Annotated in this window: 12 protein-coding genes; 5 read left to right on the forward strand and 7 right to left on the reverse strand. The window is 58.7% G+C overall.

What is annotated here, in order from left to right:
- The first annotated feature begins 62 nt into the window (after positions 1 to 62).
- The 4 genes from dbpA (at position 63) to ACA041_RS29855 (ending at position 5,696) form a co-directional block, all read left to right on the forward strand.
- Positions 63 to 1,400 carry an ATP-dependent RNA helicase DbpA gene (dbpA, locus tag ACA041_RS29840; protein WP_497442196.1) on the forward strand — a complete coding sequence of 446 codons (1,338 nt, stop codon included), beginning with the start codon at positions 63 to 65 and terminating at the stop codon, positions 1,398 to 1,400.
- Positions 1,401 to 1,545: 145 nt separating this feature from the next.
- On the forward strand, positions 1,546 to 2,724 hold the full coding sequence (locus ACA041_RS29845; protein WP_497439025.1) for a BaiN/RdsA family NAD(P)/FAD-dependent oxidoreductase: 1,179 nt from the start codon (positions 1,546 to 1,548) through the stop codon (positions 2,722 to 2,724).
- A 224-nt stretch (positions 2,725 to 2,948) separates the two neighbouring features.
- A complete protein-coding gene (yccS, locus tag ACA041_RS29850) occupies positions 2,949 to 5,132 on the forward strand; it encodes a YccS family putative transporter (protein WP_497439026.1) in 2,184 nt (727 codons plus the stop codon).
- A gap of 111 nt (positions 5,133 to 5,243) precedes the next feature.
- Positions 5,244 to 5,696 carry a GNAT family N-acetyltransferase gene (locus tag ACA041_RS29855; protein ID WP_497439027.1) on the forward strand — a complete coding sequence of 151 codons (453 nt, stop codon included), beginning with the start codon at positions 5,244 to 5,246 and terminating at the stop codon, positions 5,694 to 5,696.
- Between the two features lie 124 nt (positions 5,697 to 5,820).
- On the opposite strand, the gene ACA041_RS29860 is transcribed toward ACA041_RS29855, so the two are convergent.
- From ACA041_RS29860 to ACA041_RS29870, 3 genes are read right to left on the reverse strand one after another with little or no spacing between them, the layout of a single operon-like run.
- Complete coding sequence (locus ACA041_RS29860) at positions 5,821 to 6,117, reverse strand: winged helix-turn-helix domain-containing protein (protein WP_497439028.1); 297 nt, start codon at positions 6,115 to 6,117, stop codon at positions 5,821 to 5,823.
- Positions 6,118 to 6,160: 43 nt separating this feature from the next.
- Positions 6,161 to 6,649, reverse strand: coding sequence for a M48 metallopeptidase family protein (locus ACA041_RS29865; protein ID WP_497442197.1), 489 nt, complete (start codon positions 6,647 to 6,649; stop codon positions 6,161 to 6,163).
- 45 nt (positions 6,650 to 6,694) lie between these two features.
- Entirely contained in the window at positions 6,695 to 8,818 is a 2,124-nt protein-coding gene (locus ACA041_RS29870) for a putative bifunctional diguanylate cyclase/phosphodiesterase (protein ID WP_497439029.1), read from the reverse strand.
- A gap of 325 nt (positions 8,819 to 9,143) precedes the next feature.
- Here ACA041_RS29870 and ACA041_RS29875 point away from each other — a divergent pair, with 325 nt between their 5' ends.
- Entirely contained in the window at positions 9,144 to 9,812 is a 669-nt protein-coding gene (locus tag ACA041_RS29875) for a polysaccharide lyase family 7 protein (protein ID WP_497439030.1), read from the forward strand.
- Between the two features lie 138 nt (positions 9,813 to 9,950).
- On the opposite strand, the gene ACA041_RS29880 is transcribed toward ACA041_RS29875, so the two are convergent.
- The 4 genes from ACA041_RS29880 to ACA041_RS29895 form a co-directional block, all read right to left on the reverse strand.
- A complete protein-coding gene (locus ACA041_RS29880) occupies positions 9,951 to 10,406 on the reverse strand; it encodes a DUF3757 domain-containing protein (RefSeq protein ID WP_497439031.1) in 456 nt (151 codons plus the stop codon).
- Between the two features lie 209 nt (positions 10,407 to 10,615).
- Positions 10,616 to 11,680 carry a class II fructose-bisphosphate aldolase gene (gene fba / locus ACA041_RS29885; protein WP_008151974.1) on the reverse strand — a complete coding sequence of 355 codons (1,065 nt, stop codon included), beginning with the start codon at positions 11,678 to 11,680 and terminating at the stop codon, positions 10,616 to 10,618.
- 295 nt (positions 11,681 to 11,975) lie between these two features.
- Positions 11,976 to 12,308 (reverse strand): MliC family protein, encoded by a 333-nt coding sequence (locus ACA041_RS29890; protein ID WP_497439032.1) that lies wholly within the window; start codon positions 12,306 to 12,308, stop codon positions 11,976 to 11,978.
- A 56-nt stretch (positions 12,309 to 12,364) separates the two neighbouring features.
- Positions 12,365 to 12,586: a hypothetical protein gene (locus ACA041_RS29895; protein ID WP_497439033.1), complete on the reverse strand. Its 222-nt coding sequence runs from the start codon at positions 12,584 to 12,586 to the stop codon at positions 12,365 to 12,367.
- Positions 12,587 to 12,597 lie beyond the last annotated feature (11 nt).

Below are 12,597 nucleotides of genomic sequence, written 5' to 3' on the forward strand. Positions count from 1 at the left end.
TGCAGGCCAGTCCCGTGACCACCATCGCCACCGCTTTTAATACTTTGCCGCTGTCCGCCGCCATGCTGGCTAACCTCGACTCCCTCGGTTATGCCCAGATGACGCCGATCCAGGCGCAAAGCTTGCCGGTGATCCTCAAGGGGATGGACCTGATCGCCCAGGCCAAGACCGGCAGCGGCAAGACCGCCGCCTTCGGTATCGGCCTGCTGAACCCGATCAATCCGCGCTTCTTCGGTTGCCAGGCACTGGTCATTTGCCCGACCCGTGAGCTGGCTGACCAGGTCGCCAAGGAAATCCGTCGCCTGGCCCGCTCCGAAGACAACATCAAGGTCCTGACCCTATGTGGCGGCGTGGCTTTCGGCCCGCAGATCGGCTCTCTGGAGCACGGCGCGCACATCATCGTCGGCACCCCGGGTCGCATTCAGCAGCACCTGCGCAAGGGTTCGCTGGTGCTTCATGGCCTGAACACGCTGATCCTCGACGAAGCCGACCGCATGCTCGACATGGGTTTCTACGACTCCATCGAAGAAATCATCGCCCAGTGCCCTGAGCGTCGCCAGACCCTGCTGTTCTCCGCCACGTATCCGGTGGGCATCAAGCAGTTGGCATCGAAGTTCATGCGCAACCCGCAGCAAGTGAAGGCTGAGGCGTTCCACGACGATACCCAGATCGAGCAGCGCTTCTACGAGATTTCCCCGGAAGAGCGCATGGACGCCGTGGTCAAGGTCCTCGCACATCATCGCCCGGCGTCCTGCGTCGCGTTCTGCTTTACCAAGCAGCAGGTTCAGGAAACCGTTGATCACCTGACCTCCAAAGGCATCTCCGCCGTCGGCCTGCACGGCGATCTGGAACAGCGTGACCGCGATCAGGTGCTGGCCATGTTCGCCAACCGCAGTACTTCGGTATTGGTTGCTACCGACGTCGCCGCTCGCGGCCTGGACATCGATGCGCTGGACATGGTGATCAACGTCGAACTGGCGCGTGATTCTGAAATCCACATTCACCGGGTGGGCCGTACCGGCCGTGCCGGTGAGAAAGGCATTGCGATCAGCCTGGTCGCCCCGTCCGAAGCGCACCGCGCCCAGGCCATCGAGCAACTGCAGAAGTCGCCATTGAGCTGGGATCAGCTGGACAACCTCAAGTCCCAGGGCGGCGCGCCACTGCTGCCGGTGATGAGCACGCTGGTCATCGGTGCTGGCCGTAAAGACAAGGTACGTCCGGGCGACATCCTCGGCGCACTGACGGGCGATGCCGGTATTCCGGGCGCCCAGGTCGGCAAGATCGCGATTTTCGATTTCCAGGCTTATGTGGCTGTAGAGCGCGGAATCGCCAAGCAGGCCTTGCAGCGCTTGAATGACGGCAAGATCAAAGGCCGCTCGCTGCGCGTGCGCATCCTCTAAGAACGCCGCGGCCCCCTGTGGGAGCTGGCCTGCCAGCGATGGCATCAACTCGGTCTGACGGGTAAACCGAGTCGAAGCCATCGCCGGCAGGCCAGCTCCCACATTTGATTGCATTCCAGATCAGCTCTTGTGTGAGGACACCGTTTTGCGCTCTACCGAAGTCGTGATCATTGGCGCTGGCGCCGCAGGGTTGATGTGTGCGCTGACCGCCGCCGGGCGCGGGCGCAAGGTGATATTGCTCGACCATGCGAACAAGGCCGGCAAGAAAATCCTGATGTCGGGCGGTGGCCGCTGCAATTTCACCAACATGTACACCGAACCAGGCAATTTTCTCTCGCAGAACGAACACTTCTGCAAATCCGCTCTGGCGCGTTACACCCAGTGGGATTTCATCGGCATGGTCGCCAAACATGGCGTGCCGTACCACGAGAAAAAACTCGGCCAGCTGTTCTGCGATAACAAGTCCAGCGACATCCTCGAGATGCTGCTCGACGAGTGCGACCAGGTCGGCGTGAGCCTGCACCTGGACACTTCGATCCAGACCATCGAAAAGCTCGAAAGCGGTTACCTGCTGGACACCACGCTCGGCCAGATCACCTGCGAATCGCTGGTGATCGCCACGGGCGGCCTGTCGATCCCGACCCTGGGTGCGACCGGTTTCGGTTATCAGGTGGCCAGACAGTTCGGCCACGACCTGCTGCCGACTCGCGCCGGTCTGGTGCCATTCACCATCACCGATCAGCTGAAGGAGCTGTGCACCGAACTGTCCGGCACGTCGGTGGATTGCCTGGTGAGCTGCAACGACCAGAGTTTTCGCGAGAACATCCTGTTCACCCACCGCGGCCTCAGTGGTCCGGCGATTCTGCAGATTTCTTCGTTCTGGGAGTCCGGCGACACAGTGGAGATCAATCTGCTGCCGGACCACGACGTACCGACCTGGCTGCAGCAACAACAGGCCGAACGGCCGAACAGCGAACTGAAAACCTTGCTGGGTGAAATCTTCACCAAGAAGATGGCCAACCTGCTGGCGGACAACTGGTTCGTCTCCAAACCGATGAAGCAGTACACCCACGCAGAAATTGCCGACATCGCCGAGAAACTGGCGAGCTGGAAAGTGGTGCCGGCGGGAACCGAAGGTTATCGCACGGCTGAAGTGACCCTGGGCGGCGTCGACACTCGCGAAGTCTCGTCCAAGACCATGGAATCGCTGAAAAGCCCGGGCCTGTATTTCATTGGTGAAGTACTCGATGTGACCGGGCATCTGGGGGGGTTCAATTTCCAGTGGGCCTGGGCTTCGGGTTACGCCGCTGCGCAATACGTCTAAGCGTACGCCAATCAAATGTGGGAGCGAGCCTGCTCGCGAAAGCGGTGGGTCAGGCAACTCAATGTTGTCTGACACTCCGTCTTCGCGAGCAGGCTCGCTCCCACATTGGTGATGCGTTGATCGATAAAGGAACAGTTTTTGCTGTCAGATGTGATCGGCGCCATTGCGTCGACGTCATTACTGGCTCAATTTAGCGTCATTGCCTCGGAAGGCCTTCGCACTTCATGTCATCGACCCCGTTCAGTCAGTCTCTGCGTCGCCTATGGGCGCTGGATAAATTCAGTTACAGCGTGCGGGTGTTCATCGCCCTGACCGGCAGCATGGCGCTGTGTTGGTATCAGGATGAAATGGGGCTATTGATCCCGTTGTTCCTGGGGATCATCGCCAGCGCCCTGGCCGAAACCGACGACAGTTGGCAAGGCCGTCTCAACGCGCTGGCCGTGACGCTGGTGTGTTTCAGCGTCGCCGCCCTCTCTGTCGAATTGCTCTTCCCCTACCCCATCATCTTTGTCATCGCCCTGGCCCTGGCCAGCTTCGGCCTGACCATGCTCGGCGCCCTGGGCGAACGCTATGGTGCGATTGCTTCGGCGACATTGATTCTGTCGGTCTACACCATGATCGGCGTCGAACAGCGCGGCGGGGCGGTGACTGACTTCTGGCACGAGCCGATACTTCTGGTGGCCGGTGCGGCCTGGTATGGATTGCTCTCGGTGCTGTGGCAGGCGATGTTCTCCAACCAGCCGGTGCAGCAGAGCCTGGCGCGGTTGTTTCGTGAACTGGGTTATTACCTGAAGCTGAAATCGTCGCTGTTCGAACCGATCCGCCAGATAGATGTGCAAGCCCGCCGCCTGGAACTGGCTCAGCAGAACGGCCGGGTGGTGGCAGCACTGAACGCCGCCAAGGAAATCATCCTGCACCGGGTCGGCGATGGTCGCCCCGGGGCGAAAGTCAGCCGTTACCTGAAGTTGTACTTCCTCGCCCAGGACATCCACGAGCGCGCCAGTTCTTCGCACTACCCTTACAACGCCCTGGCCGATGCCTTCTTCCACAGTGACGTACTGTTCCGCTGTCAGCGCCTGCTGCGCCAACAGGGCAAAGCCTGCCGCGCCCTGGCCGAATCGATCCAGATGCGCCAGCCATTCATTTATGACGCCAGTTTCGCCGAAGCCCTGAACGACCTGCACGCCTCCATCGAACACCTGCGCAGCCAGAGCAACCCGGCCTGGCGCGGCCTACTGCGTTCACTGCGCGCACTGGCGGCCAACCTGGGTACCCTGGACCGTTTGCTCAGCGATGCAAGCAACCCCGACGCTCTGGCCGACGCCACCGACAGCAGCCTGCTCGACCGTTCGCCACGTAGCCTCAAGGACGTGTGGATACGACTGCGCACCCAGCTGACGCCAACCTCGCTGCTGTTCCGCCATGCCCTGCGTTTGCCCCTGGCCTTGAGCATCGGCTACGGCATGGTGCATTTGATCCACCCGTCCCAGGGTTACTGGATCATCCTTACGACGCTGTTTGTCTGTCAGCCGAACTACGGCGCGACGAGGCGCAAGCTGGGTCAGCGGATCATCGGCACCGGCATAGGCCTGACCGTGGCCTGGGCGCTATTCGATTTGTTCCCCAATCCCTTGGTCCAGTCGTGCTTCGCAATCGCCGCAGGGGTGGTGTTCTTTATCACCCGCACCACTCGCTATACCCTGGCGACTGCCGCAATCACCCTGCTGGTGCTGTTCTGTTTCAACCAGGTCGGCGACGGTTACGGGCTGTTCCTGCCACGACTGTTCGATACCTTGCTCGGCAGCTTGATCGCCGGGCTGGCGGTGTTCCTGTTCCTGCCGGACTGGCAGGGCCGAAGCCTGAATAAAGTGCTGGCCAACACCCTGACTTGCAACAGCATTTACCTGCGCCAGATCATGCAGCAATACGCCGTCGGCAAAAGCGACGACCTGGCTTATCGCCTGGCCCGACGCAACGCCCACAACGCCGATGCCGCGCTATCGACCACCTTGGCGAACATGCTGATGGAACCGGGGCATTTCCGTAAGGAAGCGGATGTCGGGTTCCGATTCCTGGTGCTGTCGCATACCTTGCTCAGCTATTTGTCCGGCCTGGGCGCGCACCGCGAAACCCAGCTACCTGCGGACGTGCGCGAGCACCTGATCGAGGGTGCCGGGGTAAAACTGGCCGCCAGCATCGATGAAATCGCCCAGGGCCTGGCGAGCAAACTGCCGATTGCCATTCAGAGCGATGAGGAAGAGGCGCTGGCCAATGAGCTGGAACACATGCCGGATGAGATCGATGAAGGGCAGCGGTTGGTGCAGACGCAACTGGGGTTGATCTGCCGGCAGCTGGGGCCGTTGCGCACCTTGGCGGCGCATTTGATCAAGGATACGAGCGAGGATTGAGCGCTGCGAAATGAGTAGTGACATTTGGCCTTTGTCACAGATTCATTCGCCATAAAGACATCGTTGGCCTGGACGCTTAGTATCGGAGCGAGTTGATCAAGGAATGTGAAGATGACAATCGATTGGGTCTGTAAACACCACAACGATCTGGGCAAAGAACAGCTATACGCCATTCTGCAGTTGCGTGCGCAGGTGTTCATTGTCGAGCAGAAATGCGTGTATCAGGACGTGGATGGCCAGGATCTGGAAGGCGACACCTGCCATTTGATGGCGTGGGATGGCGACCGATTGGTGGCGTACCTGCGGTTGCTTGACCCGGAGCTGCAGGGTGGCGACGTGGTGATCGGACGGGTGATTACAGCACCAGAGGCCCGCGGCAAGGGGCTGGGTCACGAATTGATCAACCAGGCATTGAAGCAGGCCGGGAAGCGCTGGCCTGAGGTACCGATTTATCTCTCGGCCCAGTCGCACTTGCAGGGGTATTACGGGCGGTACGGGTTTGTCGTGGTAGGTGATGAGTTTCTGGAGGATGACATTCCCCATATCGGGATGCGTCGTCCCTGACGGCCCCTTCGCGAGCCGGCTCGCTCCCACAATTGATCTCTGGCGTACCAAAAGCCGTACTCACTGGAGATCCAATGTGGGAGCGAGCCTGCTCGCGAAAGCGTCGGCTCAGTCACCGCAGGAGTCAGGGATACTCCAGCACCGCCTTGATCTGCTGCAAATGACGCTCGATCCACCCCCGATCAATCGCCCCCCACTCACGTATCCGATAGCGCCCGGCATGATTGCGCGCGCCCTCTTCCTGTTCGAACTCGCAAACGATATCCAGATCCGCCAGCGCCGCGATGGTGTCCTGGGCCGTGCGCCGGGGCATGCCGGTGACCTCGGTCAGCGCCGGGACGCTGCTGGCCAGACCGCTGTCGATCAGGTACGCCACGTATAACCGGCGATAGAAGCTGCTCTTGGTCTTGCTGACATCCATCCATGCGCTCCGCACTATTCATAAGATCTTGAAATTATCTTTATTACATAACCCGCCAGGTCAGATAAACCCGCAGGTCAAACTCCACCTGGTGATACCCCGGCAACATGTGTTCGCACAACTTGTAGAACGCTTTGTTGTGATCCGACTCCTTGAAATGCGCCAGCTCATGCACCACGATCATTTTCAGAAACTCCGAAGGTGCGTCCTTGAACAACGAGGCCACCCGAATTTCTTTCTTGGCCTTGAGCTTGCCGCCCTGCACCCGGGAGATCGTGGTATGTAGGCCAAGGGCACGATGGGTCAAGTCCAGGCGGTTGTCGAACAGGACCTTGTCGATGGTCGGGGCGTTACGCAAGAATTCCTGCTTCAGGTCCAGCGCGTACGTATACAGCGCCTTGTCGCTCTGCACGCCATGCTTTTGCGGATAACGCTGGCTCAGGTAGTCGCCCAGCCGACCATCGGCGATCAGCTGGCGCACCTGTTCCTGCAATGCAACGGGATAGGCCTGAAGGTATTTCAACACGGTCATCGGGGTGGGCAACATCGAAACGAACAAGTCGCCAGTGTAGCGAATTCAACCGGCCAGCGTGCTCCAGTCGAACGGCCGCACAAAGTCGCCGACGTCCTCGGCCATCATCGGCCGCGCCACCAAACACCCTTGTACATACTCGCAGCCATTGGCGTGCAGCCACTCGTACTGCGCAACGGTTTCCACGCCCTCGGCAATCACCAGCATTGCGTATTCCCGGCACAGGTCGATCACATTGCGCACCAGCGCCGCATCCCGTGCAGACGTCGGCAGCCGAGAGACCAAGTGTCGGTCGAGCTTGAGCGTGTCCAGCTCCAGGTCGCGCAGATGAGACAGCGAACACGGCCCGGAACCAAAGTCATCCAGGGCCACTCGCACCCCCAGATTGCGCAACAGGCGCAGCTGTTTGCGGGTTTCCTCGAAGTTGTGCATCAAGGCCTCTTCGGTGACCTCGACTTCCAGATGACGTGCCTGCAGTCCGTTGCGTTCCAGCACCTGGCGCAACTCGGTGACCAGATTGGGCATGCCGAACTGCGTGCCGCTCAAACTGACGCTCAGCACCAGATCCTCGGCAAACAAGGTTTCCCAGGCTTTGCGCTGCCCCGCCCCGCGCTGGTAGATCCAGCTGCCCAACCGACTGATCAACCGCGCCTCTTCGAGCAATGGCAAAAACAGTCCTGGCGGTACATCGCCAACACTCGGATGGTGCCAGCGCAGCAGCGCTTCAAAGCCGCGAATCTGTCCGCTGGCAATGGCCACCTGAGGTTGATACACCAGATTGAAATCACGGTTATCGATAGCCGTGCGCACGCTTTCTTCAAGCATCAGCCGCGAGCGTGCCCGGCCATTCATTTCGTGATCGTAGAAGCGATACTGCTGACGGCCGGCACGCTTGGCTTCATACATGGCGATGTCCGACGCGCGCAGCAAACCATCGAGATTGGCCCCGCAGTCCGGAAAAGTGGCGATGCCGATGCTGGCGCCCAAGACGATGTCCAGACCGTCGATCTGCTGACAGATCGACACGCGCTCAATCAGCTTCTCGGCAATCTTTGCCGCTTGTTCCGGGAATTCCAGATCCAGCAACGCCGTGAACTCGTCACCGCCCATGCGCGCCAGAATATCGAAAGATCGCAGACAGCCCTTCAACTGTTCCGAGACCCAGCGCAGGACCCGGTCACCGGCATCGTGACCGAGGGAGTCATTGACCCGTTTGAAGCCGTCGAGGTCCAGATACAGCAATACCCAGACACTGTCGGCGCGTTCGCCGCGCAGCAGAAGGTTTTCCACCGTCTGGTAAAAGCCCCGACGATTGAGCAGCCCGGTCAGCGGGTCGGTGACCGCCTGATGCTCCAGCTGTTGGTGCAAATGGCGCACCACCGACATGTCCAGCACCGTCACCACCATGGCCTGTTGCTCGGCGGGCAAGGGTGCGCAGGACAGCGCGACCGGCACTTGTTGACCCGGGGCCGTGCGTAGCGCCGCATCGTGCAGACGCAAGGTTTCCCCGCACCTGTAACTGCCAAGCAACTCGGAATCGGCCCAGACAGGGATATGTGGCTTTTGCAGGTAATCCAGAAATTCTTTGCCCTGCAGGTCTTGCACCGTCGCGTTGAGCAGCCGTGACATGGCTGGATTGGCAAAGCGGATAAGGCCGTCCTCACCGACCACCAGGATGCCTTCGGCGGCATTGTCGAGTACCGAGGCATTAAACGCGCGAGCGACCTCCAGGTCGTGGCTCAGGCGCTGCAACGCGCGGCGATTGCGCTGATGCTCAAGCAGCGCCTGGACTTTCGGCTTAAGGATTTGCGGGTCGAACGGTTTGAACAGGTAATCTACCGCGCCACTGGCATAGCCTTTTATCACGGCGTCCTGGGACTGTTCGTTGGCGGTGAGAAAAATGATGGGCGTGAGGCTGGTGCGCTGACTGCCGCGCATCAGGCGGGCGACTTCAAAGCCGTCCATGCCCGGCATTTGCACATCCAGCAACACCAGGTCGACATCGTGTTCGAGTAACAGGTCGAGGGCTTCGAAGCCCGAGGCGGCAGTCATGACCTGCCAGTCCTGGCGCTGGAGTAGCGCGCGCATGCTGATCAGGTTTTCAGGGTAATCATCGACTATTAAAAGAATTGAGCTGCCTTCGGCTGGCGTCGGTTGCGCGCATTCCATGCTGCTTCTCTTTTTTGGGGCGTCAGGCCAGCTTCTCGTGAAAGCCGGACAAATACTAAGCCCTCACTCTAGACCGGGATCCACAAAAGCATAAGGTGTCATTACGCCATCATTTAACCAATGCGTTAATTTGCCGACTAACGGTCACTCCTACAGCCCCCTGAAACCGGGAGAGATGGCATTTCGACAGGATGTTGACGCCAACCATCTGCCGGACGGGCATTAACAAAACGGCCTTGTGCGCTTATAAAGACCGCCCTCCAAGGTGCGTGCTAGAGCTTCTGGCACGTGCGTGCAGAAAAAAATTCGTGGAAGCTTTTTGACTATGATCGATCTCGCAACCTGGAACCTGAGTGTTCCAGTCGGCAATCCGCCGTACACCGTTGACACTCCCAAACTGGTGAAGGGCTTCAAGGATCAATACTTCCACTCCAATACCGGCACTCTGTTTTTCTGGGCGCCGGTAACAGGTACCCGCACGGAAAACGCAAAATACCCTCGCACCGAATTGCGCGAAACCTACAGCAACGGAGCCCTGCGCAACTGGCTCTACCCGGACGCCGACAACTCATTGAAGGCCACGCTGGCAGTCAACCAGGTACCGAGCTCCGGCAAAATCGTCATCGGCCAGATTCACGCCTATAAAAGCCAGAAGCCCATGGTGAAGGTCGAGTACCAGTACAAGACCAGCACGCAGTCGGGCGACATTGTCGCCAAGGTGCGCATGCGCCCCGACGACGGCGACGGCCGGGTGATCACCATCGCCACCGGGGTGAAACTGGACCAGCAATTCTCCTACATGATTCACCTGAGCCCCCGCGGCGCACTGGGTATCAGTGCCGCGGGCTACCAGTGGGACACCGACATCAGCAAGACCTGGAGCGTCAAGCCGCTGTACTTCAAGGCAGGGGTGTATGTGCAGGACCATACCGGATACACCAGTGAAGGCGGGAAAGTGACGTTCACCAAGCTGGATATTGATCACGACAAGTAACTGGATCGTATCTACCGCTGACGATCACCGTTCTCCAGGCAGTATGAAAACAACTGGCATTCTGCTAACCAGTTGAAGAAAATGCCCGTCTCTTGTGACACGGGCATTTTTCTTATGCGTTGAATCCAGGCCTGTTACTTAATCAAATTTGAAAGCGCACTCACTCAGCCCGGCAGAACAGAAATTATCCTTCCAGGCCCCGCCAACCGGTTTGGCTGCAATTGGGAACCGTTGTGACATCCTGACACCTGCCTTTCCCTCCCCTTCATAGTCACAGGCAACAAAATAGACCGGGTTACCGTTATCGGTAGTTTGCCTGATGGCTGCCGAGGAGAATTGAACCTTGTCCAGGTACGATTCGGTAGCCCCGGGGTTCTCGCCCTTCCAGCCGCCACGGACAGCGGTGGCAGCATAAGTGAATCCGCGTTCCGGGCTGATCGACTGCGCCATGATGTTACTGACTTGCGGACACATTTCATCCGCTGCATAGGCAGTTCCTGTAACAGCAAACAGGCTCAACAGCCCGGCCGCTACAACCTTACTTGCTCGCAATTGTTTCTTATTGTTTGGAACTGACAAGGCGAAGTACTTCATAATTAATAACATCCATACATTAATTTGAAGTTAAATATTGAAGATCGAAGAACAGCTTGTCTACTGGCACCTCGGACCGTTTATTTAAAAGTTATTGCAGATATAAACTCACATAAATATTTTGAAACTTACGTCAGCGCAAGGATAAAATCCCCTCACAAAAAACCCGCCTCTCGGCGGGTCTTTTATGTCACTTAAACGCTGGAGGCTTAGTTGACCTTAGCGTTCAACTCACCTTTCAGGTAACGCTGATACATCCCTTCCAGCGAGATCGGCTTGATCTTCGAAGCATTACCGGCAGTACCGAAGGCTTCGTAACGAGCGATACAAACGTCGCGCATTGCGGTCACGGTCGCGCCGAAGAACTTGCGTGGGTCGAATTCGCTCGGGTTGGTCGCCATCAGGCGACGCATCGCACCGGTGGACGCCAGGCGCAGGTCGGTGTCGATGTTGACCTTGCGTACGCCGTGCTTGATGCCCTCGACGATTTCTTCAACCGGTACGCCGTAGGTTTCCTTGATGTCGCCGCCGTACTGGTTGATGATCGCCAGCCAGTCTTGAGGTACCGAAGAGGAACCGTGCATCACCAGGTGGGTGTTGGGGATGCGCTTGTGGATTTCCTTGATGCGGTCGATGGCCAGCACGTCGCCGGTAGGCGGCTTGGTGAACTTGTACGCGCCGTGGCTGGTGCCGATGGCGATGGCCAGGGCGTCGACCTGGGTGCGCTTGACGAAGTCAGCGGCTTCTTCCGGGTCGGTCAGCATCTGGCTGTGATCCAGAACGCCTTCGGCGCCGATGCCGTCTTCTTCACCGGCCATGCCGGTTTCCAGCGAACCCAGGCAGCCCAGCTCGCCTTCTACCGATACGCCGCAGGCGTGAGCCATGGCCACGGTTTGTTGGGTGACACGGATGTTGTAGTCATAGTCGGTCGGGGTCTTGCCGTCTTCACCCAGGGAACCGTCCATCATTACCGAGCTGAAGCCCAGTTGGATGGAGCGCTGGCAGACGTCAGGGCTGGTGCCGTGGTCCTGGTGCATGCACACCGGGATGTGCGGGAACTCTTCGATTGCCGCCAGGATCAGGTGACGCAGGAACGGTGCACCGGCGTATTTGCGAGCACCGGCCGAAGCCTGGACGATCACCGGGGAGTCAGTCTTGTCAGCGGCTTCCATGATGGCGCGCATCTGCTCAAGGTTGTTGACGTTGAAAGCTGGAACGCCGTAGCCGAACTCGGCTGCGTGGTCCAGCATCTGGCGCATGCTGATAAGTGCCATTGTGTGTGTCTCTCCCGGTTGAGGGTCGTTAATCGTGTCAGCCTGCCGTAGCGACGGCGGCTATTCAAGTTATTGCAGATCGGGGGTTAGGCCGGGCTGCGAATTCGGTGTTGTCAAAATCTGCTGAAACTGCACGGATCCACTGTGGGAGCGGGCTTGCTCGCGAATGCGAATTAACATTCAACATTTATGCAAGATGACCCGCCGCTTTCGCGAGCAACTCGAATCGTCGCACCGCCGCTTCCACATTTGGATCTGCTTCCACATTAGATCTGTGGCGTATCAATTTCGTGTCTTACTGCGCTTTACAACCGCGGCCGATCAAATCATTGGTGGCGACCCAGTACACCAGGCCTTCCTCACCTTTTACGTGAAACGCCAGCATGTCGTTGCTGTAAAGCGAACCCTCGGCGCCCGGCTCAAGCTTCAAGCGGTAGACCTTATCGGCTCCACCCAGACGCACGTCAACTTCCATGCGGCTGACGTCGACGTAGCGCCAAAGTACTTTAGCCTGACTGTCACAAGTCCAGGTGGTCCAGTTGTCCGTCGATTCGGCAGGCTTGAACAGGTTGAAATTCGAGCAACCTGCCAGCAATGCCAACGCCGCAACGGCGATAAAACCTTTCATCCATGTTCCTCGACTGACGGCGCACGCCGCCAGCCCTGAGTAGAGAGTCTGACCCGTCAAGGGCAGCCATGTTCCTTGGCCGGAGTCTGCGTTTCGTATTTGTCCAGGCCATCAGGTCCGGAACGCTTGTTGATCACCGGGTTGGTCTCCGCTTGCCAGTCGGCCTGGTAGCAGCCTTTATCCTGTGCAGGCGTCTCGGGTACCGACGGGGCTTTGGGATTACTCCCGCAAGCCACCAGCGAACCTGTGACGATCAACAGCGCCAGCGTCTTGACCATGTGAACACTCC

It is taken from the genome of Pseudomonas sp. LBUM1676 (assembly GCF_059695605.1).